This window comes from Pantoea sp. ICBG 985, from assembly GCF_002928365.1.
GTDB classification, from domain to species: Bacteria; Pseudomonadota; Gammaproteobacteria; order Enterobacterales; family Enterobacteriaceae; genus Pantoea; species Pantoea dispersa.
This window is the reverse complement of sequence record NZ_POWM01000001.1, coordinates 745,498-770,375: the sequence shown is the minus strand read 5'-3', so window position 1 is coordinate 770,375 and position 24,878 is coordinate 745,498. Positions and strand designations below refer to the sequence as shown.

General features: G+C 58.7%; 22 protein-coding genes. 14 read left to right on the top strand and 8 right to left on the bottom strand.

Translation table 11 applies throughout. The features are described from left to right. Positions 1-152: 152 nt before the first annotated feature. The 8 genes from C1Y42_RS03780 (at position 153) to dcuR (ending at position 7,047) form a co-directional block, all read left to right on the top strand. On the top strand, positions 153-320 hold the full coding sequence (locus C1Y42_RS03780; protein WP_021506330.1) for a general stress protein: 168 nt from the start codon (positions 153-155) through the stop codon (positions 318-320). Positions 321-477: 157 nt separating this feature from the next. Beyond that, positions 478-951, top strand: a complete 474-nt coding sequence (locus C1Y42_RS03775; RefSeq protein WP_021506331.1) for a ferritin-like domain-containing protein — start codon at positions 478-480, stop codon at positions 949-951. A gap of 27 nt (positions 952-978) precedes the next feature. Further along, positions 979-1,494 carry a ferritin-like domain-containing protein gene (locus C1Y42_RS03770; protein WP_021506332.1) on the top strand — a complete coding sequence of 172 codons (516 nt, stop codon included), beginning with the start codon at positions 979-981 and terminating at the stop codon, positions 1,492-1,494. Between the two features lie 36 nt (positions 1,495-1,530). Then, a complete protein-coding gene (locus C1Y42_RS03765) occupies positions 1,531-2,400 on the top strand; it encodes a manganese catalase family protein (RefSeq protein WP_058757631.1) in 870 nt (289 codons plus the stop codon). A gap of 224 nt (positions 2,401-2,624) precedes the next feature. After that, on the top strand, positions 2,625-3,893 hold the full coding sequence (umuC, locus tag C1Y42_RS03760) for a translesion error-prone DNA polymerase V subunit UmuC (RefSeq protein WP_104092839.1): 1,269 nt from the start codon (positions 2,625-2,627) through the stop codon (positions 3,891-3,893). Between the two features lie 156 nt (positions 3,894-4,049). Next, positions 4,050-4,586 (top strand): peptide-methionine (S)-S-oxide reductase MsrA, encoded by a 537-nt coding sequence (gene msrA, locus C1Y42_RS03755; protein ID WP_104092838.1) that lies wholly within the window; start codon positions 4,050-4,052, stop codon positions 4,584-4,586. A 114-nt stretch (positions 4,587-4,700) separates the two neighbouring features. After that, positions 4,701-6,335, top strand: coding sequence for a sensor histidine kinase (locus tag C1Y42_RS03750; RefSeq protein WP_058769658.1), 1,635 nt, complete (start codon positions 4,701-4,703; stop codon positions 6,333-6,335). Beyond that, positions 6,328-7,047: a two-component system response regulator DcuR gene (gene dcuR, locus C1Y42_RS03745; protein WP_021506339.1), complete on the top strand. Its 720-nt coding sequence runs from the start codon at positions 6,328-6,330 to the stop codon at positions 7,045-7,047. Before C1Y42_RS03750 ends, dcuR begins: the two co-directional genes overlap by 8 nt. On the opposite strand, the gene C1Y42_RS03740 is transcribed toward dcuR, so the two are convergent. Next, the gene (locus C1Y42_RS03740; RefSeq protein ID WP_104092837.1) at positions 7,041-8,006 is read right to left on the bottom strand and encodes an FAD:protein FMN transferase; all 966 of its coding nucleotides are present in this window, start codon (positions 8,004-8,006) and stop codon (positions 7,041-7,043) included. The two genes, dcuR and C1Y42_RS03740, sit on opposite strands and share 7 nt — an antisense overlap. 50 nt (positions 8,007-8,056) lie before the next feature. After that, positions 8,057-10,837, bottom strand: coding sequence for a flavocytochrome c (locus C1Y42_RS03735; RefSeq protein WP_021506341.1), 2,781 nt, complete (start codon positions 10,835-10,837; stop codon positions 8,057-8,059). Positions 10,838-11,442: 605 nt separating this feature from the next. Here C1Y42_RS03735 and C1Y42_RS03730 point away from each other — a divergent pair. Together C1Y42_RS03730 and fumA are read left to right on the top strand one after the other, a co-directional pair. After that, complete coding sequence (locus C1Y42_RS03730; RefSeq protein WP_058769656.1) at positions 11,443-12,954, top strand: anion permease; 1,512 nt, start codon at positions 11,443-11,445, stop codon at positions 12,952-12,954. A 164-nt stretch (positions 12,955-13,118) separates the two neighbouring features. Next, positions 13,119-14,762: a class I fumarate hydratase FumA gene (fumA, locus tag C1Y42_RS03725; protein ID WP_058769655.1), complete on the top strand. Its 1,644-nt coding sequence runs from the start codon at positions 13,119-13,121 to the stop codon at positions 14,760-14,762. Between the two features lie 71 nt (positions 14,763-14,833). On the opposite strand, the gene C1Y42_RS23640 is transcribed toward fumA, so the two are convergent. Both C1Y42_RS23640 and C1Y42_RS03720 read right to left on the bottom strand, forming a co-directional pair. Then, the gene (locus C1Y42_RS23640) at positions 14,834-14,998 is read right to left on the bottom strand and encodes a hypothetical protein (protein WP_021506344.1); all 165 of its coding nucleotides are present in this window, start codon (positions 14,996-14,998) and stop codon (positions 14,834-14,836) included. 167 nt (positions 14,999-15,165) lie between these two features. Beyond that, complete coding sequence (locus C1Y42_RS03720) at positions 15,166-16,686, bottom strand: aldehyde dehydrogenase family protein (RefSeq protein WP_104092836.1); 1,521 nt, start codon at positions 16,684-16,686, stop codon at positions 15,166-15,168. A 272-nt stretch (positions 16,687-16,958) separates the two neighbouring features. Between C1Y42_RS03720 and C1Y42_RS03715 the strand changes: the two genes are divergently transcribed. After that, complete coding sequence (locus tag C1Y42_RS03715; RefSeq protein WP_104092835.1) at positions 16,959-17,522, top strand: class I SAM-dependent methyltransferase; 564 nt, start codon at positions 16,959-16,961, stop codon at positions 17,520-17,522. Here the strand turns inward: C1Y42_RS03715 and C1Y42_RS03710 are convergent. After that, positions 17,510-18,223, bottom strand: coding sequence for a glutamine amidotransferase (locus C1Y42_RS03710; RefSeq protein WP_104092834.1), 714 nt, complete (start codon positions 18,221-18,223; stop codon positions 17,510-17,512). The genes C1Y42_RS03715 and C1Y42_RS03710 overlap by 13 nt on opposite strands. A gap of 186 nt (positions 18,224-18,409) precedes the next feature. Here C1Y42_RS03710 and C1Y42_RS03705 point away from each other — a divergent pair, with 186 nt between their 5' ends. Further along, positions 18,410-19,294, top strand: coding sequence for a DMT family transporter (locus C1Y42_RS03705; RefSeq protein ID WP_058757622.1), 885 nt, complete (start codon positions 18,410-18,412; stop codon positions 19,292-19,294). A 46-nt stretch (positions 19,295-19,340) separates the two neighbouring features. Next, complete coding sequence (locus C1Y42_RS03700; protein ID WP_104092833.1) at positions 19,341-20,702, top strand: CoA transferase; 1,362 nt, start codon at positions 19,341-19,343, stop codon at positions 20,700-20,702. A gap of 4 nt (positions 20,703-20,706) precedes the next feature. Here C1Y42_RS03700 and C1Y42_RS03695 read toward each other — a convergent pair whose 3' ends face one another. The 3 genes from C1Y42_RS03695 to ghrA are packed head-to-tail and all read right to left on the bottom strand — an operon-like array spanning position 20,707 to position 22,987. Then, positions 20,707-21,264, bottom strand: a complete 558-nt coding sequence (locus tag C1Y42_RS03695; RefSeq protein WP_104092832.1) for a molecular chaperone — start codon at positions 21,262-21,264, stop codon at positions 20,707-20,709. A 27-nt stretch (positions 21,265-21,291) separates the two neighbouring features. Next, positions 21,292-22,029: a phosphatase gene (locus tag C1Y42_RS03690; protein ID WP_021506351.1), complete on the bottom strand. Its 738-nt coding sequence runs from the start codon at positions 22,027-22,029 to the stop codon at positions 21,292-21,294. A gap of 19 nt (positions 22,030-22,048) precedes the next feature. Beyond that, complete coding sequence (gene ghrA / locus C1Y42_RS03685; protein WP_104092831.1) at positions 22,049-22,987, bottom strand: glyoxylate/hydroxypyruvate reductase GhrA; 939 nt, start codon at positions 22,985-22,987, stop codon at positions 22,049-22,051. A 206-nt stretch (positions 22,988-23,193) separates the two neighbouring features. On the opposite strand from ghrA, the gene treA reads away from it, so the two are divergent. Further along, the gene (gene treA, locus C1Y42_RS03680; protein WP_104092830.1) at positions 23,194-24,870 is read left to right on the top strand and encodes an alpha,alpha-trehalase TreA; all 1,677 of its coding nucleotides are present in this window, start codon (positions 23,194-23,196) and stop codon (positions 24,868-24,870) included. Positions 24,871-24,878: the final 8 nt, after the last annotated feature.

Below are 24,878 nucleotides of genomic sequence, written 5' to 3'. Positions count from 1 at the left end.
CTCCAGCCTTCTCATTAATATAGCGTTAGCGAGGCGTGAAAAATATAACCGTCGCGCTTGTCAGTGAGGCAGCCTGCATTAGTATTAAGTGTGCAAAACATGCATGGCGGCAGATGCGTCATGTTATTTATTACTCATCACGAGGTAATAGTATGACAGAGCATAGAGGCGGTTCAGGTAATTTCGCAGAAGACAAAGAGAAAGCATCTGAAGCGGGTAAAAAAGGCGGACAAAACAGCGGCGGTAATTTCAAAAACGACCGTGAGAAAGCGTCCGAAGCCGGCAAAAAAGGCGGACAGAATAGCCATCGCGATTCCTGATGCGCTGTAACGCAGAGTAAGGAATGTCTCGGAGCAGGGAATGCTCCGTCATCAACAGGATGACAGGGATTTATTGCTTCGTTTCATTCCCTCTCTTAATCGCGTTATCACTAAATGGCTTCAGCCTCCCGTTAATCACCGATTCGGAGAATATTCCATGAAAGTTAAATCGCTACTCGATCTTTTTATTCACGATCTTTCGGACGTTTACAGCGCGGAGAAACAGATCACCCGTGCGTTACCCAAACTGGTCCGGGCAGCCTCCGATGAAAGTTTAAAAAACGCTTTTCAGCAACATCTGGAAGAGACCCAGGGACAAATTGAGCGCCTCGATCAGGTCGTAGAGAGCCACGATGAGCTGCGCATCATGCGTATGAAGTGCCACGCGCTGGAAGGCCTGGTCGAAGAAGCGCAGGAGCTGATTGAATCCACCGAAGCCGGCCCGGTGCGCGATGCTGGCCTGATCGGCGCAGCGCAGAAGGTTGAGCACTACGAAATTGCCACTTACGGCACGCTGGTGGCCATGGCGAAAAAGCTGGAGCTCAACCAGGCCGCAGAGTTGCTGGCTGCCACGCTGGCAGAAGAAAAATCCACCGATGAAAAACTCACGGATATCGCGGAAAAACAGTAACGCGACTGCCGTACAACGGAGGTAGATATGACGACCACATCCGCACTCTCGCATTATCACGACTGGCTGCGCGACGCTCACGCCATGGAAAAACAGGCCGAAACCATGCTCGAGCAGATGGCAAAACGCCTGGAAAACTACCCGCAGCTGCGGGCCCGCATTGAGCAGCATATCGAAGAAACCCGTCAGCAGCAGTCTCTGCTGGAATCCATTCTCGACCGCCACGGTATTTCCCACTCCAGCGTGAAAGACGTGATGGGGAAAATGGCCGCTATGGGCCAGGCCTTTGGCGGTACCTTCGCGGAAGACGAAGTGGTGAAAGGCGCTATCAGCGGCTACGTGTTCGAGAATGCCGAGATTGGCAGTTACACCAGCCTGATTAGCGCCGCCACGCGTGCCGGGGATCAGGAGAGCGTGGCCATTCTCAAACAGATCTGTGAGCAGGAGATCGCGATGGCGGACTGGATGTTAACGCACATGCCTGAACTGACCGATCAGTTCCTGCTGCGCAGCGAAGACCCGGACGCGAAAGCGAAACGCTGATTTTCTCCTTTCGTAAGAGACTTTTTGAGGTGAGCTATGTTTCGACACGTTAAGAAACTGCAGTACACGGTGCGCGTCAGTGCGCCGAACCCGGGCCTGGCCAATCTGCTGCTAGAGCAGTTTGGCGGTCCGCAGGGCGAACTGGCTGCGGCCATGCGCTATTTTACCCAGGGCCTCGGCGATGAGGATTTAGGACGCCGCGACCTGCTGATGGATATCGCTACCGAGGAGCTCAGCCATCTTGAGATTATCGGCTCGCTGGTTGGCATGCTCAATAAAGGCGCCAAAGGCAAGCTGGCCGAAGGCACTGAAGAGGAAGGCGAACTGTATCGCTCAATCACGGGTGCCGGTAACGATAGCCATCTGACTTCAATTCTTTATGGCGGTGGTCCGCCGCTGACCAACTCCGGCGGCGTGCCATGGACCGCGGCTTACGTGGATACTATCGGGGAAGTGACGGCCGATCTGCGTTCAAATATCGCCGCCGAAGCGCGCGCCAAAATCATCTATGAACGCCTGATCAACGTCACTGACGATGTCGGCGTGAAGGATGCGTTAGGCTTCCTGATGACGCGTGAAGCCGCGCACCAGCTTTCGTTTGAGAAAGCGCTGTACTCCATTCGCGACAACTTCCCACCGGGCAAGCTGCCGCCAATTGAGCAGTATGCGCACAACTACTACAACATGTCGGAAGGTGATGACGTGCGTGGTAGCTGGAACTCCGATGACAACTTCGATTATGTGGCCGATCCGCAACCGGCGGTGGATGGCGGCGATGGTCTGCCTTCTGTGACGCTGTCGCCGGATGAGCAGCGCGACATTGACGCGCTGGCCGCACGCACCGCGTCCGATCCGCTGATCGACCCGATTACCGGCGCGGAAGCGGGCAGCAAGAAGGCGCCCTGACGTTCAGTCAGACCAGGCAGTGACACGTTTTTTCTCGCGCAGTAACTGACCCCTGGCCCACGGCGTTTCCCTGACGGGAACGCCGTTTTTTCGTCCTGCTGTCTGTAACCACTCTGTTCTTTTCCCCCACCAGCAACCTGGCCGGACAGATCGATTTCTGCTTCTCATTTTTCCTGCATCTGACCTATACTGTTTTTATATACAGTATTCTCAGGGTGCCGATGATGTATGCATTGGTCGACGTAAACTCTTTCTACGCCAGCTGCGAAACCGTGTTTCGCCCGGATCTGCGCGGCAGGCCGATCGTGGTGCTGTCAAACAATGATGGCTGCATTATCTCGCTGAGCCGTGAAGCGAAGCGGCTGGGCATAAAAATGGGGGCGCCGTGGTTCAAGCATCGCGACGAGCTGATGCGCCATCAGGTGGTGGTGTTTTCATCCAACTATGCGCTGTACGGCGACATGTCGGCGCGCGTGATGGAGACGCTCGACCGGCTGGCGCCGCGCGTAGACGTCTATTCGATTGATGAGGCCTTTCTTGATGTCAGCGGAATTGAAGGCTACACCTCGCTGACGCGCTTTGGACAGCAGGTACGTGACTGCCTGTGGAAAGAGACGCACCTGAAAGTGGGCGTCGGCATCGCGCCAACGAAAACCCTCGCCAAGCTGGCTAACTGGGCGGCCAAACGCTGGACCAAAGCCGAAAACGTCATGGACCTCTCTGATCCGGCGCGCCAGCGCGGCCTGATGCAGCGGGTGGGCGTAGAGGAAGTGTGGGGCGTCGGCCGCCGTTTATCGAACAAGCTGAACCTGATGGGCATTCAAACCGCTCTGCAGCTGGCGGAGACGCCCACTGCGCTGATCCGCAAGCATTTCGGCGTGGTGCTGGAGCGCACCGTGCGCGAGCTGCGCGGCGAACCCTGCCTGGCGTTTGAAGAGGTGATTCCGCACCGGCAAAATATCCTCTGCTCGCGCTCGTTTGGCGATCGCATTACCGATTATCAGGATATGCGCGAAGCCATCGCCAGCTATGCGGCACGCGCAGCGGAGAAACTGCGCAGCGAGCGTCAGTATTGCCGCTACATCGGCACCTTTATCCGCACCAGCCCGCACGATCCGCATCAACCCTACTATGCCAACGCCGCCAGCCAGACGCTGATTACCCCTACCGCCGACAGCCGCGACATCATTCAGGCCACGCTCAACTGCCTGGATCGCATCTGGATCCCCGGCAAGCGCTACCTGAAAGGCGGCGTAATGCTGGGCGACTTTTTCAGCGACGGGGTGGCGCAGCTTGATCTGTTTGCTGACTATCAGCCGCGCCGTAACAGCGATCAGCTGATGGCGCTGATGGATAAGATCAACGCCCACCAGCGCGGTGCCTTGTGGTTTGCCGGTCAGGGCATCCAGAAACCCTGGGCGATGAAACGCGACATGCTGTCTCCGGCTTACACCACGCGTATTAGTGACGTGCCGCGCGTGAAGGCCAAATGATGCTGCATGCGATCAGCCCAGGCCGTTTACGCGTGATGAGCGAGCAGCGGCGGGCTAAGCCGCGCCAGGTTGCGCCAGAAATGTTAACAGAAAGCGGCTTGAATTCAGCGTGCTGAACCCCCACTCTAACGCTTTCGCCCTGACAGGAGTAAAACAATGGCAACCGAATATGCGATTATCGCGGGTGGCTGTTTCTGGTGCACCGAAGCAGTATTCAAAGATGTGATTGGCGTCGAGTCAGTCGAAAGTGGTTACACCGGCGGTGAACGTCCTAATCCTACCTACGAGCAGGTGTGCAGCGGTGCGACCGGCCACGCCGAAGCGATTCGCGTAGGCTTCGATCCGGAGAAAGTGAGCTACGGCGATCTGCTGGACATCAGCTTTGCCACCCACGATCCTACCCAGCTGAACCGTCAGGGTAATGATGTCGGCACCCAGTACCGTTCGGCGATTTTCCCGGCTAACGCGGAACAGGAAGCCGAAGCGATTGCGGCAATTGCCCGCGCGCAGGAAGATCACAGCGTGCCGGTGGTGACCACCATCGAGCCGCTGAAAGCCTGGTACCCGGCAGAAGATTATCATCAGGATTACTGGGACGGTGCCGGCCAGCGCAACGGTTACTGCCTGGCGGTGATCCCGCCGAAGCTGCAGAAACTGCGGAAAAGCTTCGCGAACCGGGTGAAACAGGCTTAACCCGCCCGCCCTCCCTCACGAAAGGTCGTCATCGCTGACGGCCTTCCTGCATTTAGCGCGACCCGCTGCGGATTATCCGTCATAATAGCCCCCCGTTTTCCGCAGAGCACGACCATGATCTCACCACAGCAAGCCACGCCAGTGCGCAGGCGACCGATGAAGCTCAACACCCTGGTGACGCTGATGCTCAGCGCGGTGATTGTGCTGGTGCTGCTGAGCGTACACATGTTTTATTTCTTCCAGATTGGCGCCGCGACGCGCAGCCAGCTGGAGGATAAAGCCATGGCGGTAGCGCGCACGCTGGCGAAATCCCCCGAAATTCAGCAGGCGCTGCGCCTGCCGCCCGATCGGGCCGCTATCCAGCCCATCGCCAAAGCGGTGGAAGAGAGCAACCATCTGCTGTTTATCAGCATCACCAACATGGATGGCATCCGCTACTCGCACCGTAATCCGGAGCTGGTGGGCAAACACTTTATCGGCCCGGACATCGAACCGGCGCTGCGCGGCAACGAGAATGTCTCCGTGAATCAGGGCTCGCTGGCCAAATCGCTGCGCGTGTTTACCCCGGTGTATGACGCCCAGCAGCGGCAGATTGGCGTGGTGGCTATCGGCATCTCGCTGGAGGCGGTCACCGACCAGATCAACCAGAGTCGCTGGAGCATTCTGTGGACCATTCTGATCGGCACTTTTGCCGGCGCGGTTGGCACCTTCATTCTGGTGCGCGTGCTGAAGCGTATCCTGTTCGGCCTCGAGCCATACGAAATTTCCACCCTGTTTGAGCAGCGCCAGGCGATCCTTAACTCCGTCAAGGAAGGCGTGGTGGCGATGGACGATCAGGGCGAGGTGACGCTGGTCAATCAGGCGGCGCGCCAGTTGCTGAGCGATAAAATGGGCAGCAGCGTAGTGAGTACCGCGCGCATTTATGATGCCTCGGTGATCGACCAGCATCTGCAGGAAGTGCTCAACGGCGGTCGCGCACGGCGCGATGAGGAGCTCAACGTCAATGGCCGTCTGCTGCTGAGCAACACCGTGCCGGTGCGCAGTCAGGGACGCATTATCGGCGCGGTCTGCACCTTCAGGGACAAGACCGAAATCAGCCAGCTGATGCAGCGCCTGACCGGCATGGTAAACTATGTTGATGCCCTGCGTGAGCGCTCGCACGAGTTCATGAATAAGCTGCATGTGATCCTCGGCCTGCTGCACATGAAAAATTATGCGCAGGTAGAAGCCTATATTCTGAAAACCGCCAATAACTATCAGACGGAAATCGGCTTCCTGCTGGAGAAGATCAAATCACCGGTGATCGCCGGTTTTCTGCTCAGCAAAATTAACCGCGCCTCTGATTGCGGCCATCGCCTGACCATCAGCGATGCCAGTTACCTGCCGGACAGCGGCAACGAGCAGCAGATGGCGGCGCTGATCACCGTGGTCGGCAACCTGGTGGAGAATGCGCTGGATGCGATGAGCGAGCAGACCGAGGGCGAAATCCACGTCATGCTGCATTATCAGAACGGCTGGCTGACCTGTGAAGTGAGCGATGACGGACCGGGCATTGCGCCGCAACATCTGGCAACCGTGTTCGACAAGGGCTTCTCCACCAAAGGCGAGGATCGCGGGGTCGGCCTGTTCCTGCTCAAACAGCAGACGGAGCACCTCGGCGGCAGCGTCAGCGTGGAGTCCGAGCCCGGCGTGTTCACCCAATTTTTAGTCCAACTTCCGTGGGATGGAGGAACCAAACCGCATGATTAACGTGTTAGTGGTCGACGATGACGCCATGGTGGCCGAGCTGAACCGCAGCTTTATCGGCCAGGTACCGGGCTTTCACTGCGTGGGTACCGCCGCGACGCTGCAGCAGGCGCGCGAGTTCCTGTTCAATAGCGAAACGCCGATCGACCTGGTGCTGCTGGATATCTATATGCAGCAGGAGAACGGGCTCGATCTGCTGCCGGAGCTGCGCCAGGCGCAGAGCTCAGTGGAGGTGATCATTATTTCGTCAGCGGCCGACGCGGAGAACATCAAAACCTCGCTGCACTACGGCGTAGTCGACTACCTGATCAAACCGTTCCAGTTCCCGCGTTTTGAAGAGGCGCTGACCGGCTGGCGGCAGAAAAAATCGCTGATGGATAACCAGCACTACTATCAGCAATCGGATCTCGATCTGCTGATGCACGGCAGCCCGGCCACCCAGCACGACAACAAACGGCTGCCGAAAGGCTTAACGCCGCAGACGCTGCGCACGCTGTGTCAGTGGATTGACGCCCATCCCGGCCATGAGTTTTCCACCGACGAGCTGGCGGCCGAAGTGAACATTTCACGCGTTTCGTGTCGGAAATACCTGATCTGGCTGGCGCAGATTAATATTCTGTTCACCAGCATTCACTACGGTGCCACCGGCCGCCCGGTATATCGCTATCGCCTGCAGCCGGAGTACCATTCGCTGCTGCAGCAGTACTGTCAGTGACGCAGCTGCCAGCTGAAATCCAGCTGGCTGAAGCGGAAATGGCGCGCCGGCGAGCAGATAATCTGCCGATCGCGGGTGACAAACACCGCGTCGATATCAGGCTGGCCGGCGAGATACGCCAGCCCTTGCTCTACGCCCATGCCGTACAGCAGCGTGGTATAGATATCGCCATCCAGCGAGCGATCGGCAATCACCGTCACGCTCAATAACGCATTGTCCAGCGGATAGCCGGTGCGCGGATCAAAGATGTGATGCCAGCAGCGGCCGTCGCGTTCAAAGTAGCGCTCATAAATCCCGGACGTCACCACCGATTTGCCCTGCACCTGCAGCGTCCCCAGCAGCTCATCGTCCCGGCCAAACGGTTTTTTGAGTCCGATGCCCCAGCCCTGCGGCTGATGCGGCGGGCTGCCGAGCGTCTGCACATTGCCACCGAGATTAATCAGCGCCTGCGCAACACCCTGCTGACGCAGAAATGCCTGCACCACATCGGCGATGTAGCCTTTCGCGATGGCGCCCAGATCGATCTCCATGCCCGGCAGCGGCAGAAACACCGAGCGCTGTTCGGCATCCAGCACCACCTGATGCGGATCGGTCAGGCGCAGCAGCGTCTCAATCTCCGCTGCAGGCGGCACTTCACGCCCCTGAAAACCAATTTTCCAGCGTTTCACCACCGGACCGATGGTGAAGTTAAACGCGCTGTCCGGCAGGATGCTCACCGCGTGCGCCACGCTAATCAGCGCAAATACCGGCGCGCTCACCACCACCGGATGGCGTCCGGCGGCCTGATTAATGGCCATCACTTCAGATGCGGCGCGGTTGACGGTAAACAGATTTTCCTGCTGTTTGATCAGGCGAAAGACCTGGCTGGCCAGCGTGGGATTGTCTTCGAACAGTTTGAGCAGAATGGGCGAACCCATGAGGACGGCAGAATAGGAATGGACGCCAGCGTCGCTTGTCATTGTGGCCCCGCAAGAGAACGATGCCCGCAGGGCGCGGGCATCGTGATAGCTTAGTTACCTAACGCCAGTTTAGCGGCATTACGACCCGCTTTGATACCAAAGATAATGATATCGGCGACGGCGTTACCGCCGATGCGGTTCGCACCGTGGATGCCGCCGACCACTTCACCCGCCGCCCAGGCACCAGGAATCACCTGTTTCTGTGCGTCAAGCACCGCGGTCTCAGTGTTGATGGTCACGCCGCCCATGGTGTGGTGCACGCCCGGTGCGATACGAATCGCGAAGAACGGACCCTGATTGAGCGGATGACGCAGCGCGGTGGCACGGCCAAAGTCTTCGTCTTTCTGGTTAATCACAAACTCATTGTAACGGCCCAGCGTGCTTTGCAGCGTTTCCTGATCCATGTTGAGTTTCACCGCCAGCTCGTGAGGCGTTGGCGCGCTAATCACAAAGCCTTTGGCGATGTATTCGTCCGCCGCTTTGTTGTTGGCACGTACCTGCTCATCGAACACAATCCACGCGCTTTTTTCCGGCAGCGCGATAATCTCGGCAGAAACTTTGTCACGGGTTTCCATTTCATTATAGAAACGCTTACCGGCCTGGCTGACCAGAATCGCCCCGCCGCCGCGCATCGCTTCGGAAATCAGGTACGAGGTGGTCTGCTCAACCGTTGGGTGAATCTGGATTTCGCCCATGTCGACGGTCTCAGCGCCAATTTTCTGCAGCATGGCGATACCGCTGCCGGTGGCGCCTTTGTGGTTGGTGGTGACGAAACCATCCAGCTCCGGACGGTATTTCACCACCATCTCGCGGTTGGCACTGAAGCCACCGGTGGCCACAATCACGCTTTTCGCATTCAGGATGCGGCTGTCGTTATATTCATCGACCACTTTCACGCCGGTCACCGCACCGTTTTCAAACAGGATCTCGGCCACTGAGGTTTCCAGCAGCACTTCGATGTTGCGCTGGTTAACGTTTTTCACCAGGCCGCTAATCAGGAAGCCGCCCACCGCCGAGCGATCTTCCGGACGGTGCGTACGGTCAATGCTCATGCCGCCGGTAATGGTGATATCGCTCAGCTCAATGTCTTTCGCCGCCAGCCATTCAATGGCTTCTGGCGCACGCTCAACGAACTCACGCAGCAGCACCGGGTTGTTTTTGAACTTGCCGCCTTTCAGCGTTTCCTCGTAGAACAGCTCTTTGCTGTCTTCGATGCCTTTCAGTTTCTGATAACGGGTTTCCGCCGCGTTCATCCCCACCGACGCTTTGATGGTGTTACCGCCAATGGTGGGCATCTTCTCAATGATCACCACGCGCGCGCCGTCATCGTGTGCCTGAATCGCCGCCGCCAGACCGGCACCGCCGGTACCGACCACCACCACATCGTAGTTGACCGGCGCATTCGGGTTACCGCCCTCTTCAATCACATACTCTTTGCTGGAAGTGGTGAGCGCGCGCGATACCGCTTTCTTCAGCGCCTCACTCTGCGTGGTAGCGCCGGTAATGGCATCGACGTGCGGACTGTTCGCCACCAGAATACGTTCACGCAGGCTTTCAAAGGTGCTGGTGAAATCGACGTCGAGGTTAGGATCCGGCACCAGCGAGATGTCGGTGATACGGTCGGTGTCGAGCGTCACGTTGATTTTCAGCTTCAGCGCTTCGGCTTCCACTTTCGCCTGGTAAACGCCGGCTTTGTACTTACGATGGCCATCGCTGACGTCACGGATCATCGCATCCACCAACGAGAAGCGCCACAGCGGTTCCGGAATGGTCAGCGCTTCGCGTTTGGTGCTGTCGATGTACAGATCCATGTGCTCGTTTTTGATGATGCGATCGGCCCAGTCCGGATAGGCAATACAGGCTTTACCAATCGCCACCAGATCGAAGCCCGAGGCCAGCGCCAGTTCGGCATCCTCTTTGTTCACCACGCCGCCAACGCCAATCACCGGCACTTTCGCCAGCGTTGCCGAGCGCTGTTCAATGTATTTGCTGATTAAAGGCGTCGGATCCTGGGTATCGACAATCGACGGACGCAGCAGCTGGCCGACAGAGAAGTGCACGTAATCCAGCCCGCGCGCCGCCAGTTTTTCCAGCAGGTACAGCGTGTCGTCCCAGCGGATACCGGGCACTTCCAGCTCTTCCGGTGAGAAGCGATAGCCGATGATGAAATCCGCTGCGGCGAAGCGCTCCGCCATTTTGTGGGTGATTTCCAGCACTTCCAGCGGGAAGCGCGCGCGGTTATCGCGGCTGCCGCCCCATTTGTCGTCACGCTGGTTAGAGTTAGGCGAGTAGAACTGCTGAATCAGGTAGGTGTTAGCGCCGTGGATCTCCACGCCGTCGAAGCCGGCTTTGATGGCGCGGTTCACCGCATCACCAAACTTGGTGATCATCACCTCCACTTCTTCCGCCGTCAGCGCCTGCGGGGTGCTGGCACCTTCACGCGGCGCGGCGATAGCGCTGGGCGCGACCGGAGTTTTCCCGCCGATCAGCGCGGGCTCAACCATGCGGCCGCCGTGGTAAATCTGCAAAATGGCTTTAGAACCCTGGGACTTGATGGCGTGCGCGATTCTGGCCAGGCCAGGGATTTTGTTGTCGCTGTCGATGCCGATAGCGCCCGGGAACGCCGGACCGCGGTTATCGATAAAGGCGCACTCGACGATCACGGTGCCGATGCTGCCGGCACGCACGCGATAATACTCAACGAGATCGCTGGTCACGCCGCCGTCGTAATAGCCGGTACAGGTGGTCATCGGGGCCATCACCAGGCGGTTTTTCAGCACCGCCCCTTTCGGTAAGGTCAGCGGATTAAGAATCGGGGTGAGCGTATTCATGATGAGCAACTCCAGAATTAAGAAATCGTGTATTCAATTCTTTGGCAGTTCGGAGGTCTTTATAATTAATTTAAGTGGTCCGACTTCATGGTATAAATATACCATTTTATTTAGTTACATAACCCAGAATGTTAGTTATATAAGTTTTACGCGTGAAAATACTTTTTATTGCTCATTGCTGAAATCCGCGCTCCGCTAAGTTTTAACCAATACTTGACAAAAATCAACTTTTTCCTTACATTTAAAACAAATTAAATAATATCAAAGAGATAAAAAGAGCTTTTCGACCGATTCTGGCGGTATTTTTGCCGTTTCGTTCACTTTTAACACATATTTTACACCTGTTGGTTCATTTATTACGGCGCAAAACGTTAAAACAAAAAACCCGCTAATAATTTTATTGATCCAGATCAAAATAGATATTTTAATTAATCGCATCATAGCGTCATTCAATTGATAATTCGCGAAGCAAAATTGCAATAACGAAGATTCATGTAAAAGACACTTTAAAACGTCCCGGTTGATCTGCTACAAGCGTTTCGTAACTAAAAAAATCAACCCGACCGGGCCGTCAATCGCATTCCCATAACTTGCAGACCAAAACTATGAATACACAAACAACCCAGAGTGAACCCCTAAAGGCGCCACCTGCCGCACCGGGGAAAAAGAACCGGCTAGTCATGTTGTGCCTGCCGATCGTGGTTGCCGTGCTGTTGCTGCTGGTGCCCACCCCTGCCGGGCTGGAGCCGTACGCGTGGCACTTCTTCGCCATCTTCGTCGGGGTGATTGTCGGCCTGATCTTCGAACCGCTGCCGGGCGCGGTCATCGGCCTGACCGGCGTGGTGATCATCGCGCTGTTCAGCCAGTACGTGCTGTTCAGCCCGGCAGAACTGGCCGATCCGAAGTTCAAAACGGCCGGACAGGCGTTTAAATGGGCGGTGAGCGGCTTCGGCAACTCCACCGTGTGGCTGATTTTCGGTGCCTTCATGTTTGCCGCCGGCTACGATAAAACCCAGTTCGGTCGCCGCCTGGCGCTGATTCTGGTGAAATATCTCGGCCGTCGCAGCCTGACGCTCGGCTATGCCATCACCTTTGCCGACCTGCTGCTGGCACCGTTTACGCCGTCCAACACCGCGCGCAGCGGCGGGACGATCTATCCCATCATTGCCAACCTGCCGCCGCTGTACGGTTCTAAACCTAACGACCCAAGCGCACGCAAAATTGGTTCTTACCTGATGTGGGTTGCTATCACCGCCGCCTGTATCACCAGTTCAATGTTCCTCTCCGCGCTGGCCCCTAACCTGCTGGCGCTGGCGCTGGTAAAAAGCGTGGTTGGCTTTGATATCTCGTGGGGCATGTGGTTCCTCGCCTTCCTGCCGCTGGGTATCCTGCTGATTCTCACCATGCCGCTGCTGGCTTACTGGCTCTATCCACCAGAAGTGAAAGTGAATGACGAAGTGCCACGCTGGGCTAAAGCCGAGCTGGAGAAACTGGGTCCGCTGTCGCGCAATGAAATTCTGCTGCTGGTGTTCGTGGTCGCTGCGCTGATGATGTGGATCTTCGCGACCGCATGGATTGAACCGGCGATGGCCGCCCTGCTGGTTATCGTGCTGATGCTGTGGACCGGCGTGCTGAACTGGAACGACATCACCAGCAACAAAGCCGCCTGGAACACCTTCGCCTGGTTTGCCACGCTGGTCGCACTGGCTGATGGTCTGGCGCGCGTGGGCTTCATCGCCTGGCTGGGTAAAGAGGGGGCGCTGCTGCTGCACGGCTACGACCCGCAGGTATCCGCGGTAGTACTGCTGGTGGCCTTCTACCTGCTGCACTATCTGTTCGCCAGCACCACGGCGCACACCACCGCCCTGCTGCCTGCCATGCTGACCATTGCCGCCTCGATTCCGGGCATCAACATGCCGGTGTTCTGCCTGATGATGTGTACCTCACTGGGTGTGATGGGCATTATCACCCCGTACGGCACAGGCCCAAGCCCGATTTACTACGGTAGCGGCTACCTGCCAACCAAAGACTACTGGCGTCTCGGTACCATCTTTGGTGCCCTGTTCCTGGTGGCGCTGATGGTCATTGCCTACCCGTGGATGGTGATGATGTTCTGATGATGTTGCTTTGATGTTAAAAACGCAGCCGCGTGACAACCTTAAAGTGGTATGATACTCGCCAGTCAGCTCTTGCCGCGGACTGGCGAGAGAAAATCGAATAACAGATCGCCTAATTTGTCGCCCGTCATGCTGGCGGGCAACACGAAGCTAAGTGAGCCAACATGTCGAACAAACCCTTCTACTACCAGAATCCCTTTCCTCTCGCCAAAGATGATACCGAGTACTATCTGCTGAGCCGCGACCATGTTTCGGTGGCCAACTTTGACGGTGAAGAAGTCCTGAAAGTCGACCCGAAAGCGCTGACGCTGCTGGCGCAGCAGGCGTTCCACGATGCCTCTTTTATGCTGCGCGCCTCACATCAGCAGCAGGTGGCGTCGATTCTGGCGGACGATGAAGCCAGCCAGAACGACAAATACGTGGCGCTGCAGTTCCTGCGCAACTCGGAAATCGCCGCCAAAGGCGTGCTGCCGACCTGCCAGGACACCGGTACCGCCATCATCATGGGTAAAAAAGGCCAGCGCGTCTGGACCGGCGGCGGCGATGAAGCCGCGCTTTCTCAGGGCGTTTACAACACCTTTATCGAAGATAACCTGCGCTACTCGCAGAATGCGCCGCTCGATATGTACAAAGAGGTCAACACTGGCACCAACCTGCCAGCGCAGATCGATCTCTACAGCGTTGACGGCGACGAATACAAATTCCTGTGCATCGCCAAAGGTGGCGGTTCTGCTAACAAAACTTATCTGTATCAGGAAACCAAAGCGCTGATCACGCCAGCGAAGCTGAAAAACTACCTGATCGATAAAATGATGTCGCTCGGCACGGCGGCCTGTCCGCCGTACCACATTGCATTTGTCATCGGCGGCACTTCCGCTGAAAGCACGCTGAAAACCGTGAAGCTGGCGTCAACCCACTATTACGATTCGCTGCCGACCGAAGGCAACGAACACGGTCAGGCGTTCCGTGACGTGCAGCTGGAACAGGAACTGCTGGAAGCCTCGCAGAAACTCGGCCTCGGCGCGCAGTTTGGCGGTAAATATTTTGCTCACGATATCCGCGTGGTGCGTCTGCCGCGTCACGGCGCATCCTGCCCGGTAGGCATGGGCGTTTCCTGCTCGGCTGACCGCAACATCAAAGCCAAAATTAACCGCGAAGGCATCTGGATCGAGAAGCTGGAAGACAACCCAGGCCGCTATATCCCGGAAGCGCTGCGTCAGCAGGGCGAAGGCGAAGTGGTCAGCGTCGATCTCAATCGCCCAATGAGCGAGATCCTCGCCCAGCTCTCCGCTTACCCGGTGGCAACGCGTCTGTCGCTGAACGGCACCATCATCGTGGCGCGTGATATTGCGCACGCCAAACTGAAAGAGCGCATCGACAACGGCGAAGGTCTGCCGCAGTACATCAAAGATCACCCGGTGTACTATGCAGGCCCGGCGAAAACGCCGGAAGGTTACGCGTCCGGTTCACTCGGTCCGACCACCGCCGGCCGCATGGACTCCTACGTCGATCTGCTGCAGGCTAACGGCGGCAGCATGGTGATGCTGGCCAAAGGTAACCGCAGCCAGCAGGTCACTGATGCCTGCCATAAACACGGCGGCTTCTATCTGGGCAGTATTGGCGGCCCGGCGGCGGTGCTGGCGCAGCAAAGCATTAAGAGTCTGGAGTGCGTGGAGTATGCCGAACTGGGCATGGAAGCGATCTGGAAAATTGAAGTGGAGAACTTCCCGGCGTTCATCCTGGTGGATGACAAAGGCAATGACTTCTTCCAGCAGATCCACAACCAGTGTGCTGCCTGCGTGAAATAAGCCGGCCTGCAATAAAAAAATCCGCGGCGTAAAAGCTGCGGATTTTTTTTGTCTGCCAGCCCCTGCTGCGCTCACACACCGCGCAGCTGCACGTCCAGCAACAGATCGGCATCGTCGTCGTTCTGGCCAATCACGTAGATTGCCTGGCGGCCCGGCAGATTTACGGTAATGATATTCTCTTCGACCGCATCCAGCACTTCGTCGTGCTGCTCCTGAAAGTGGTACAGGGTGTTCATCTTCTCTCCTTAAAAACGGTGCGTTACTGTATAAACTCACGCCTCTTAATATCGACAAGACGCGTCTTAATAACAGGGGGAATAATCTGTTTTTTCTGTCAGCACTGTGACAGGGCTGTGTGACGTTGCCATGAAGGCGGCAGCGGCGCGCACCGCTGCCGGTTAAATCAGAAAAAGCCGAGAGGCTGCGTGCTGTAGCTGACCAGCAGATTTTTGGTCTGCTGATAGTGATCGAGCATCATTTTGTGAGTTTCACGGCCAATACCGGATTTTTTATAGCCGCCAAACGCGGCGTGCGCCGGATAGAGGTGATAGCAGTTGGTCCAGACGCGACCGGCTTTAATCGCGCGACCTACGCGGTAAGCACGGTTAATATCGCGCGTCCACACGCCCGCACCGAGGCCGTAAATCGAATCGTTGGCGATGGCAATCGCTTCCGCTTCATCTTTAAAGGTCAGCACGCCGACCACCGGTCCGAAAATCTCCTCCTGGAAGACGCGCATGCTGTTATCACCTTTCAGCAGCGTCGGCTGAATGTAGTAACCGCTGGCAAACGCCTCACCGATTTTCTCCACCCCGCCGCCGTGCAGTACCTGCGCGCCCTCCTGCTGAGCAATCTCCAGGTAAGAGAGAATTTTGTCGAACTGCTGCTGCGACGCCTGCGCGCCGATCATGGTCTCGGTATCGAGCGGATCGCCACGTTTAATGGTCTGGATGCGCTTCATCACCGCCGCCATAAACGGCTCAAAAATCGACTCCTGCACCAGCGCGCGTGACGGACAGGTACAGACTTCGCCCTGATTGAGGAAGCCCAGCACCACGCCTTCGGCCGCTTTTTCGATGAAGCTCTCCTCCGCCCGCATGATGTCTTCGAAGAAAATGTTGGGCGACTTGCCGCCCAGCTCGACGGTGGACGGGATCAGGCTTTTTGCCGCCAGCTCAAGAATGTGGCCGCCGGTGGCGGTCGATCCGGTAAAGGCGATTTTGGCGATACCCGGATGCGAAGCCAGCGCCTCGCCGGCCTCTTTGCCGTAGCCGTGCACCACGTTAATCACGCCCGGCGGCACCAGGTCTTTAATCAGCTCCATCAACAGGGTGATGGAGAGCGGCGTCTGCTCGGCGGGCTTCAGCACCACGCAGTTACCGGCACCCAGCGCCGGCGCCAGTTTCCACGCCGCCATCAGCAGCGGGAAGTTCCACGGAATAATTTGTCCGACGACCCCAAGCGGCTCATGGAAGTGGTAGGCGGCGGTGAATTCGTCGATTTCTGCCGCAGTACCTTCCTGGGCGCGCACGCAGCCGGCAAAGTAGCGGAAGTGGTCAACCGCCAGCGGCAAATCAGCCGCCAGGGTTTCACGCACCGGCTTACCGTTATCCCAGGTTTCATTGACCGCGATGGCTTCCAGATTGGCTTCCAGCCGGTCGGCAATTTTCAGCAGCAGCAGCGAACGCGCCTGCGGCGAGGTTTTGCCCCATGCGTCCGCAGCGGCCTGTGCGGCGGCGACGGCGTTGTCGATATCCTGTTTATCCGAGCGCGGGAATTCGCCGATAGTCGAACCGTTGATCGGCGTGGTGTTAACAAAATAGTTACCGTTTACCGGCGGAACAAATTCGCCGTTGATGAAGTTGCCATAACGCGATTGCAGATGGATGAGAGAACCGGTTTCTCCCGGAGCAGCGTAACGCATGGTGTTTCTCCTTGCGGGACAGAGTGGCGATTAACAACATTTAAACTTGTTATTAACATTGAGCGAACAATGCCAGCCTGTCAGATCGCTCAGCGGGAAACTGTGACCGCATCGAAGGAAAAGAGGGCATTAAGAAACGGCCCTGCCGTCACGCCATAACCTGCGCCTGTCGCAGACAGATAATTCCGAGTTTGGCCATAAGCGTGATGAAAAGCGGAACATGTGCGATTTGTGCGGTCAATATGAAGCAGACCCGTGAACAGGAGAACAAGATGCTGGCTTCAGCCCTGATGGTAATGCGCGCCAAAGCGAACTTCGTTCAGCAATTTATCCGCAATCCGCGCAAAATGGGCAGCATCACGCCCTCTTCAGCCGCCCTGTGTCGCGCCATGTGTGAAACGGTCAACTGGGAGCACAGCCTGCGCATTGCCGAGCTGGGCGCCGGCGACGGCGTGCTGACCCGTCATCTGCTGGCACATATGGCACCGCAGGCGCAGCTGGATGTGTTTGAAATCAGTCCCGAACTGGTAAAAGGGTTACGCCGCTGGAACGATGCGCGCATGCAGGTGCGCGCCTGCTCGGCAGAATATCTGTCCGGGGAGTACGACGTGATTTTTTCCGGCCTGCCGCTGCTGTCGCTGTCGCCCGCAACGCGCGACGCCATTCTCAGCGCGGTGCATGAAGGACTGGGGCCGCGCGGCGTGTTTGTCCAGTTTCAATACACCTCGCTGACGCAGCCCAGCCTGTCACGCTACTTTACCTGGCAGCGCCAGCGGGTGCTGAAAAATATGCCACCCGCCTGGGTTTATCGCTGTACGCGGCATTACGCGCCCTGAGCCTGCGCCTGCGGGCGCGTTTGCTGCCAGAAACGCTGCAGCAGCTCGCGCGCCCAGTCTTCGCCTGACAGCTGCGCGCCATCATCGCTGACGCCGGAAGGCAGACAGGCGGTCATGATGTTATGGTCGAACTCCGGATGGAACTGCACTGACAGCGCCTGCGGCGAATAGCGCAGGATCTGGCAACCATCCAGCGCTGAACGCGCCAGCACCTGTGCCTGCGGCGGCGGTACCAGCACCGACTGGCGGTGCGACAACCACGCCGGGAAGGCCTCCGGCAACTGTGCCAGCCACGGATCGCGGTGCGGAGTGCGCGTCAGGATTTTCAGTCCGCGCTCCCAGCCGTTCGGGTTATCGCCCACTTTACCGCCCAGCGCATAGGCCATCAGCTGATGACCATAGCAAACGCCGAGCAGCGGCAGTTGCGCGTCGATGGCCGCACGAATCCAGGCGGCGGTGCGCTCGCTCCAGTCGGCGTGATCGGTCACCATCGCCCACGAACCGCTGAAAATCGCACCGCTGATGCCAGAGAAAGCCGGCAGCTCTTCCCCGAGATGCGGCCGCACAATGACATAATCATCCGGCTGTAGCGCCAGGGCTTCAATAAACCACTGTGGTTGTTCACCAATTTTTGCCACCACCTGCGGCGGCGGCGTTTCGAGTTGAATCAGAGCAAGGGGTAAGGTGCGGATCTGTGTCATGCCGAATACGGTCCTCAAATGATCGTGTTTCGGACATCCACTCTGACAGTAAATTTGCTCTCTGTCCTGGATTTTTCGGCATAAGCTAATGCCATTACGAAAAAAAGCGTCGCCCGCGTGCGCCAACCGATCGCCTTCGTGCCATCATTAGACGGTGACAACATCGATAAAACAAAGGACAGCAGCGTGGCGGTGCGGCATTTTTTTCTGGTTCTGATGGTGGTGTGCATCTGGGCGTTCAATAACGTGGCGATAAAGTGGGGATTGCTGGAGCTTCCGCCACTGTTTCTGACCTGGATGCGCTTTGTGGTGGTGGCTATTGTGCTGGTGCCGTTTTGCCGCATCACGCGCGCCCAGCTGCCGTGGCTGCTGACGCTGGCGTTTACTTTTGGCTTCATGCACTTTTCGCTGCTGTTTGTCGGCATGCGCTATACCGATGCCGGCACCGGGGCCATTGTGGTCCAGCTGGGCACGCCGATTGCCATGCTGCTGGCGATGGTGGTGCTGAAGGAGAAACTGCGGCTGGTGCAGCTGTGCGGTATCGCCATCTCGCTGGCCGGGGTGGTGGTGCTCTCCGGCAGCCCGACAATTCCGGCGTGGTGGGTGCTGTGTATTCTGCTGTGCAGCGCCACCGGCTGGGCGGTGAGCAATATGATTGTGAAAAAGTCGCCGCCGATTAAACCGCTAACGCTCACCGGCTGGATCTCCTTCCTTGCGGTGCCGATTGTCGGCGCGGCCTCGTGGCTGACTGAATCGCAGCAGTTTACCGCGCTGAGCCACGCCGGCTGGCGCGGCTGGTTTGGCATCCTGTACAGCGCCCTCGCCTCATCGATTGTCGCCTATACGCTGTGGTACGCGCTGCTGAAAAAATATAACGTCAACCTGATCATGCCCTACTCGCTGCTGACGCCGGTGCTGGCGGTACTGATGGGCGTGCTGGTGCTGGGCGACAGCATGAACAGCTTCAAAATTCTGGGCGCCTCGCTGGTGGTGCTGGGGACGGCGATTGCGGTGATTAACCTGCGTAACCTGCGCATGCATGCCCGCTTTCCGCGCCTGCGCCGTCGCTGATCCACTCTGCTATGCTTGAAGCTCGCGTGTTTTCCGGAGGTTTAGCATGGATTCTCAACGCGCTGCCGCATTGTGGCAGCAACTGTGGCAGGGATTGCGGGGTGCGGAACACGCGCCGACGATCCACTTTCTTCAGACCGACAGCTTCCCCTCGGCTTTTGCCGTTAGCGAACTCGCCGCCACCAGCATCGGCCTCGCCAGCCAGGCGCTGAGCGATCTGCTGGAGCGCCCGGCCCAGGTCAGCGTTAACGTCCGGCTGGCCTCGCGCTGGTTTCAGCACAGCCTGACGCCGCTGAACCGTCCGCCAGCCGCCCAGTGGGATGCGCTGGCCGGTGACTATCCGTGCGAGGATGGCTGGATCCGCCTGCACACCAACGCACCGCACCATCGCGCCGCCATGGCACGCGTGCTGGGCGAGCACGCCGATCGGTCATCGCTGGCGGCGGGGGTGGCACGCTGGCAGGGACACGCGCTGGAGCAGGCCGTGGTCGACGCCGGCGGCTGTGCCGCCTGGATGCGCAGCGCACAGCAGTGGCAGCAGCACGCGCAGGGGATGGCGGTAAGCGAAGAAGCGCTGATTGCCCAACGGGCAACCGGCGAAGCGCCCACGCCGGGCTGGGCGCTGCTGCCGGCGCGACCGCTGCTGGGCGTGCGGGTGCTGGATCTGACGCGCATCATTGCCGGACCGGTAGCGACCCGCTTTCTGGCCAGCCTCGGCGCGCAGGTGCTGCGCATCGATCCGCCCGGCTGGCGTGAACCGACGCTGGAAGAGGAGATCAACTGCGGCAAACGCTGCGCGCAGCTGGATATCAAAACCCGCGCCGGGCGCGATCGGCTGATTACGCTGCTACAGCATGCGGATGTGCTGGTGCACGGCTACCGCGCGGACGCACTGGAAAAGCTGGGGCTGGATGCGGAGAGTCGTCAGCGGCTGGCGCCGGGGCTGGTGGATGTCAGCCTCAACGCCTGGGGCTGGCACGGGCCGTGGCGCAACCGGCGCGGTTTTGACAGCCTGGTGCAGATGGCCTGCGGCATCGCCGAACAGGGTATGCGCTGGCAGGCAGGCGTTAAACCGACGCCGCTGCCGGTGCAGGCGCTGGATCACGCCACCGGCTATATGATGGCGGCCGCGGTGCTGGAAGGATTACGCCAGCGCCGCGTTAACGGCACCGGCTGGCAGGCGCGTTTGTCGCTGGCGCGTACCGCGCTGCTGCTTCAGCAGCACGGCGCAGCGCCACAAGGCGAACAGCGCGGCATTACGCCGCAGCCGCACGATGCGCTGAGCGCGCTGGAGATCAATCGCTGGGGAATTGGCGAGCGCCTGCGCGCCGCGGCTTATCTGCCCGGTACGCCGATGCTGTGCGCGGCACCGGCGCAACTGCCCGGCAGCAGCCATCCCTGCTGGTGACGACTCAGGCGTCGTCGCCCTCTTCACGCAGTTCGTCATACATCGCCTGAATCGCCTCACGGCTCAGCGCCGCCAGCGTGCGATAAAACGCGGTGGTGGCGTGGGCTTCCACTTTACCGAGGAAGGCGCCGCACCACGGCAGCAGGTAGTCATCGAACAGCGCCAGCTGGGCCGCCGCCTCATCTTCTGCAGACTGATCTTCCAGCCAGGAGGCCGCCAGCAGCAGCACGCCAAAGTGATCGGCCGGCGACTCGCTCAGTGGCATACCGCGTGAGGTTAAAAACGCCCGCACCTCGGCTTCCTGCGGTCCGTTCGGCCACTGTGAGGCGTACGGCGGCACGCTGCAGTCGCTGCCGACGAACAGCGCGTTGTAATCCGCCGCCAGCGCCTGCGGATCGCTATTCTGCTGCAGCCGGGTCAGCAGTTCATCCTGCTCCAGCGGCCACTGTTCTTTCAGTTTGCCTTCACGCAGCAGGGTGAACAGCGGCACCAGCAGCGGGTCCTGCGGCTGGCGATTAAACAGCGAGCCGATGACGCGGCAGAGAATGGAAAACTCATTCATGCAACAGAATTCCTTGAGGCAAAAAAGTTAAAAGTCGGCAAATTCCGCAATGTGTTTGCCGGTGCGCTGTTCGAGAAAGTCGAGCAGGCGACGCGGCGTGACATTTAACACGCGATCCTGCGGAAAATCCACTTCGCGCGTAATACGCAGGCAGTGCTCGAAATCGCCGAGCGTAAAGGCGGTGTGCGAATCGGAGCCAAACGCCAGCCGGCCACCGGCGTCACGCACCGCTTCCGCAATCGCGCGGCAGTTAGGTTCACTGCCCGGGCGCGAATGGGTGAACGACGAGTTGTTGATCTCCAGCGCCACATCGTAGTGCGCGGCGGCTTCCGCGATGGCGCGAATATCCACCGGGAATTTAGGGTTGCCCGGATGGCTGATGATGTGCACCAGTCCGCTGGCCATGGTGGCGATCATCGCTTCGGTGTGGTGAGCCTTGTCGCGCGGCGCATAGACCGGCTCATGGAAGCCAGCGACGATCAAATCCAGCGCATCCAGCATCGGCCCGCTGCAATCAATCTCACCCTGCTGATTTTTGATGTTGGCTTCAATGCCGCGCAGCACGCCGACGCCATCAATCACGCGCGGCCAGATGCGCATATTGACAAAATGCCAGTAGTGCGGCGCATCGGCCATGTCCGGACCGTGATCGGTAATGGCGAACAGCTTCAGGCCGTTCTGTTTCGCCTGCGCGACGTAATCGTGCAGCGTGCTGTAAGCATGGGTGCTGGCCACGGTGTGCATATGTAAATCGACGGGATACATCCTCTTCTCCTCTGCTGAATTAATAGCCACGCTGGCGATCGACCAGACCGCGCGGCTGTTGGCCCTGCTCCAGTGCCGTGATGGCACCGGCAATATAGTCCATCGCCTCATGCGGCAAGGTGGTGGCGGCATTATGCGGGGTAATCATGACACGCGGATGAGACCACAGCGGACTCGCGGCCGGCAGCGGTTCCACCTGGAATACGTCCAGCGCGGCGGCGGCCAGCTGACCGCTCTCCAGCGCCGCCAGTAGATCGGCCTCAACCACGTGCGCACCACGCGCGAGGTTGAGGAAACAGGCGCCGCGCGGTAGCGCGCTAAGAAACGTGCCATCGATCAGGTTGCTGGTTTCCGGCGTGGCGGGCAGCAAATCAATCAGTATCTGCGTGCCGGCAAGAAATTCAGTTAGCTGCGCGCGGCCATGAAAGGTGCTGACACCGGCAATCTGCTTCGGCGAGCGGCTCCAGCAGCGCAGCGGGAAGCCCCACTGCTGCAGGCTCTCCAGTACGCTGCGGCCGAGCACGCCGGCCCCCAGCACGCCAATGGTAAAATTAGCACGTTCGCGGTCCGGCAGCGGCTGCCATAGCGCCTGTCGCTGCTGCTGGTGATAGTCGGCGAAGCGGCGGAACCAGTCCAGCACGCACCAGTTCGCATACTCCTGCATCTGGCGTGCCATGCCGGTGTCTTCCAGCCGGTAGAGCGGCACCGCGTCAGCCAGCATCTCAGGGTGCGTGCGCAGCTGCCGCAAAATTTCGTCCACGCCGGCCCCCATGGCGAATACGCCACGCAGCGCCCGTCCCGCCAGCATCTCCACCGGCGGCGATCGCACAATGGCGTAGTCGGCAGGCGCACTGTCGCCCGGCTGCCACTGGCGGATGCGCACTTCCGGCAGTCGCTGGCGCATGCCGTCCAGCCACGGCTGCGGATTCAGTGACGGGTGATACCAGATGATCTTCATACTGCTCTCCTTTTTTTCTTTCAGCCTCAGTCAAATAGCGGCGCAGGGCAAGTAAAAACCCGCGCGGCACCGCAATTTTCCGGCGATTAATCGCGAAGGCTTCACATTTCCGCCGCTGCAAAAGGCTAAGCGGCGCGTTAACGTCTAAAGTTGTTCGGGTGGTCAATGCGTTAGCGCACCACCTTTTCGGACAAGGAGAAAAACCGATGATAAAAAATGTAGTGTTTACGCCTGCGCGTCTTACCCTGTTGCTCAGCGCGACGCTGCTGAGCGCGTCTGCTGTGCACGCTGAGGATAACAGCCGCATGCTCAGCGCCCAGCCGCAGCCGCCGGATGTGCGACTCGGCCCACTATTCAGTGCCGTGCAGCAGGCCAGATTTTATCCGGACCAGAAAACCTTTGCCGATGCGGTCCCCAAATATGACCCGGCGTCGATTCTCGCCGACTGGCAGATGCAGAAAAATCAGCGTAATTTCGATCTCAGGCGCTTCGTGGACACCAACTTCACCCTGCCCAAAGCGCAGGATAAATACGTGCCGCCCGCCGGCCAGAGCCTGCGCGCGCACATTAATGGCCTGTGGCCGGTGCTGACGCGCAGCACACCAACGGCCAGTCAGTACGATTCGCTGCTGCCACTGCCGAAACCGTACGTGGTGCCAGGCGGGCGTTTCCGCGAAGTCTATTACTGGGACAGCTACTTCACCATGCTCGGGCTGGCAGAGAGCGGCCACTGGGATCGGGTGCAGGATATGGTGGACAACTTCGCCAGCGAGCTGGACAAGTACGGCCACATCCCTAACGGCAACCGCAGCTACTATCTCAGCCGCTCGCAGCCGCCGTTCTTCAGCCTGATGGTGGATTTGCTGGCCAGCCATAAGGGAGACGATGTCTACCGCCAGTATCTGCCACAGCTGCAAAAAGAGTATGACTACTGGATGGCGGACAGCGACAAGGTGGCTGCCGGCCAGGCGAGCAAGCGCGTGGTGAAGCTGAGCGACGGCACCCTGCTCAATCGCTACTGGGATGACCGTGACGTGCCGCGCACCGAATCCTGGCTCGACGATGTCAACACCGCGAAAAAAGCGCCTGAGCGCAATAAACAGCAGGTGTACCGCGATCTGCGCGCGGGCGCCGCCTCGGGCTGGGACTTCAGCTCACGCTGGTTCACCGATGCGCACAATCTGGCCTCGATTCGCACCACCCAGCTGGCCCCGGTGGACCTCAACAGCCTGCTGTTCCACCTGGAGCAGACGCTGGCGAAAGCCGCGAAGCTGGCAAAACAGAATGATAAAGCGCAGCAGTTTGCGGCGGATGCAGAGAAGCGCCAGGCAGCGATCAATCGTTACCTGTGGGATGACAAACAGGGCTGGTATGCCGACTACGATTTCCAGAAAAAGCAGGTGCACAATCAGCTCACCGCCGCCACGCTGTTCCCGCTGTATATGCAGCTGGCGGGCGACAAACAGGCGGAACGCACCGCTGCCGCAGTGGAAAAACAGCTGCTGAAACCAGGCGGGCTGGTCACCACGACGGTAAACAACGGCCAGCAGTGGGATGCGCCTAACGGCTGGGCCCCGCTGCAGTGGGTAGCGGTCGAAGGTCTGGAGCACTACAAGCAGAACCAGCTGGCACAGCAGATCGGTCAGCGCTTCCTGCAAAATGTGCAGCAAACTTACGATCGCGAGCACAAGCTGGTCGAGAAGTATGTGGTCGACGGTGCCCAGCTGGGCGGTGGTGGCGGCGGCGAGTATCCGCTGCAGGACGGTTTTGGCTGGACCAACGGCGTAACGCTGAAGCTGCTGGATAAGTATTGTCCGAAAGATAAAACCTGTAACAGCACACGCGACATCCCCTCAATGCCGACGCTAAACGCGGCGAAATAACCCTGACG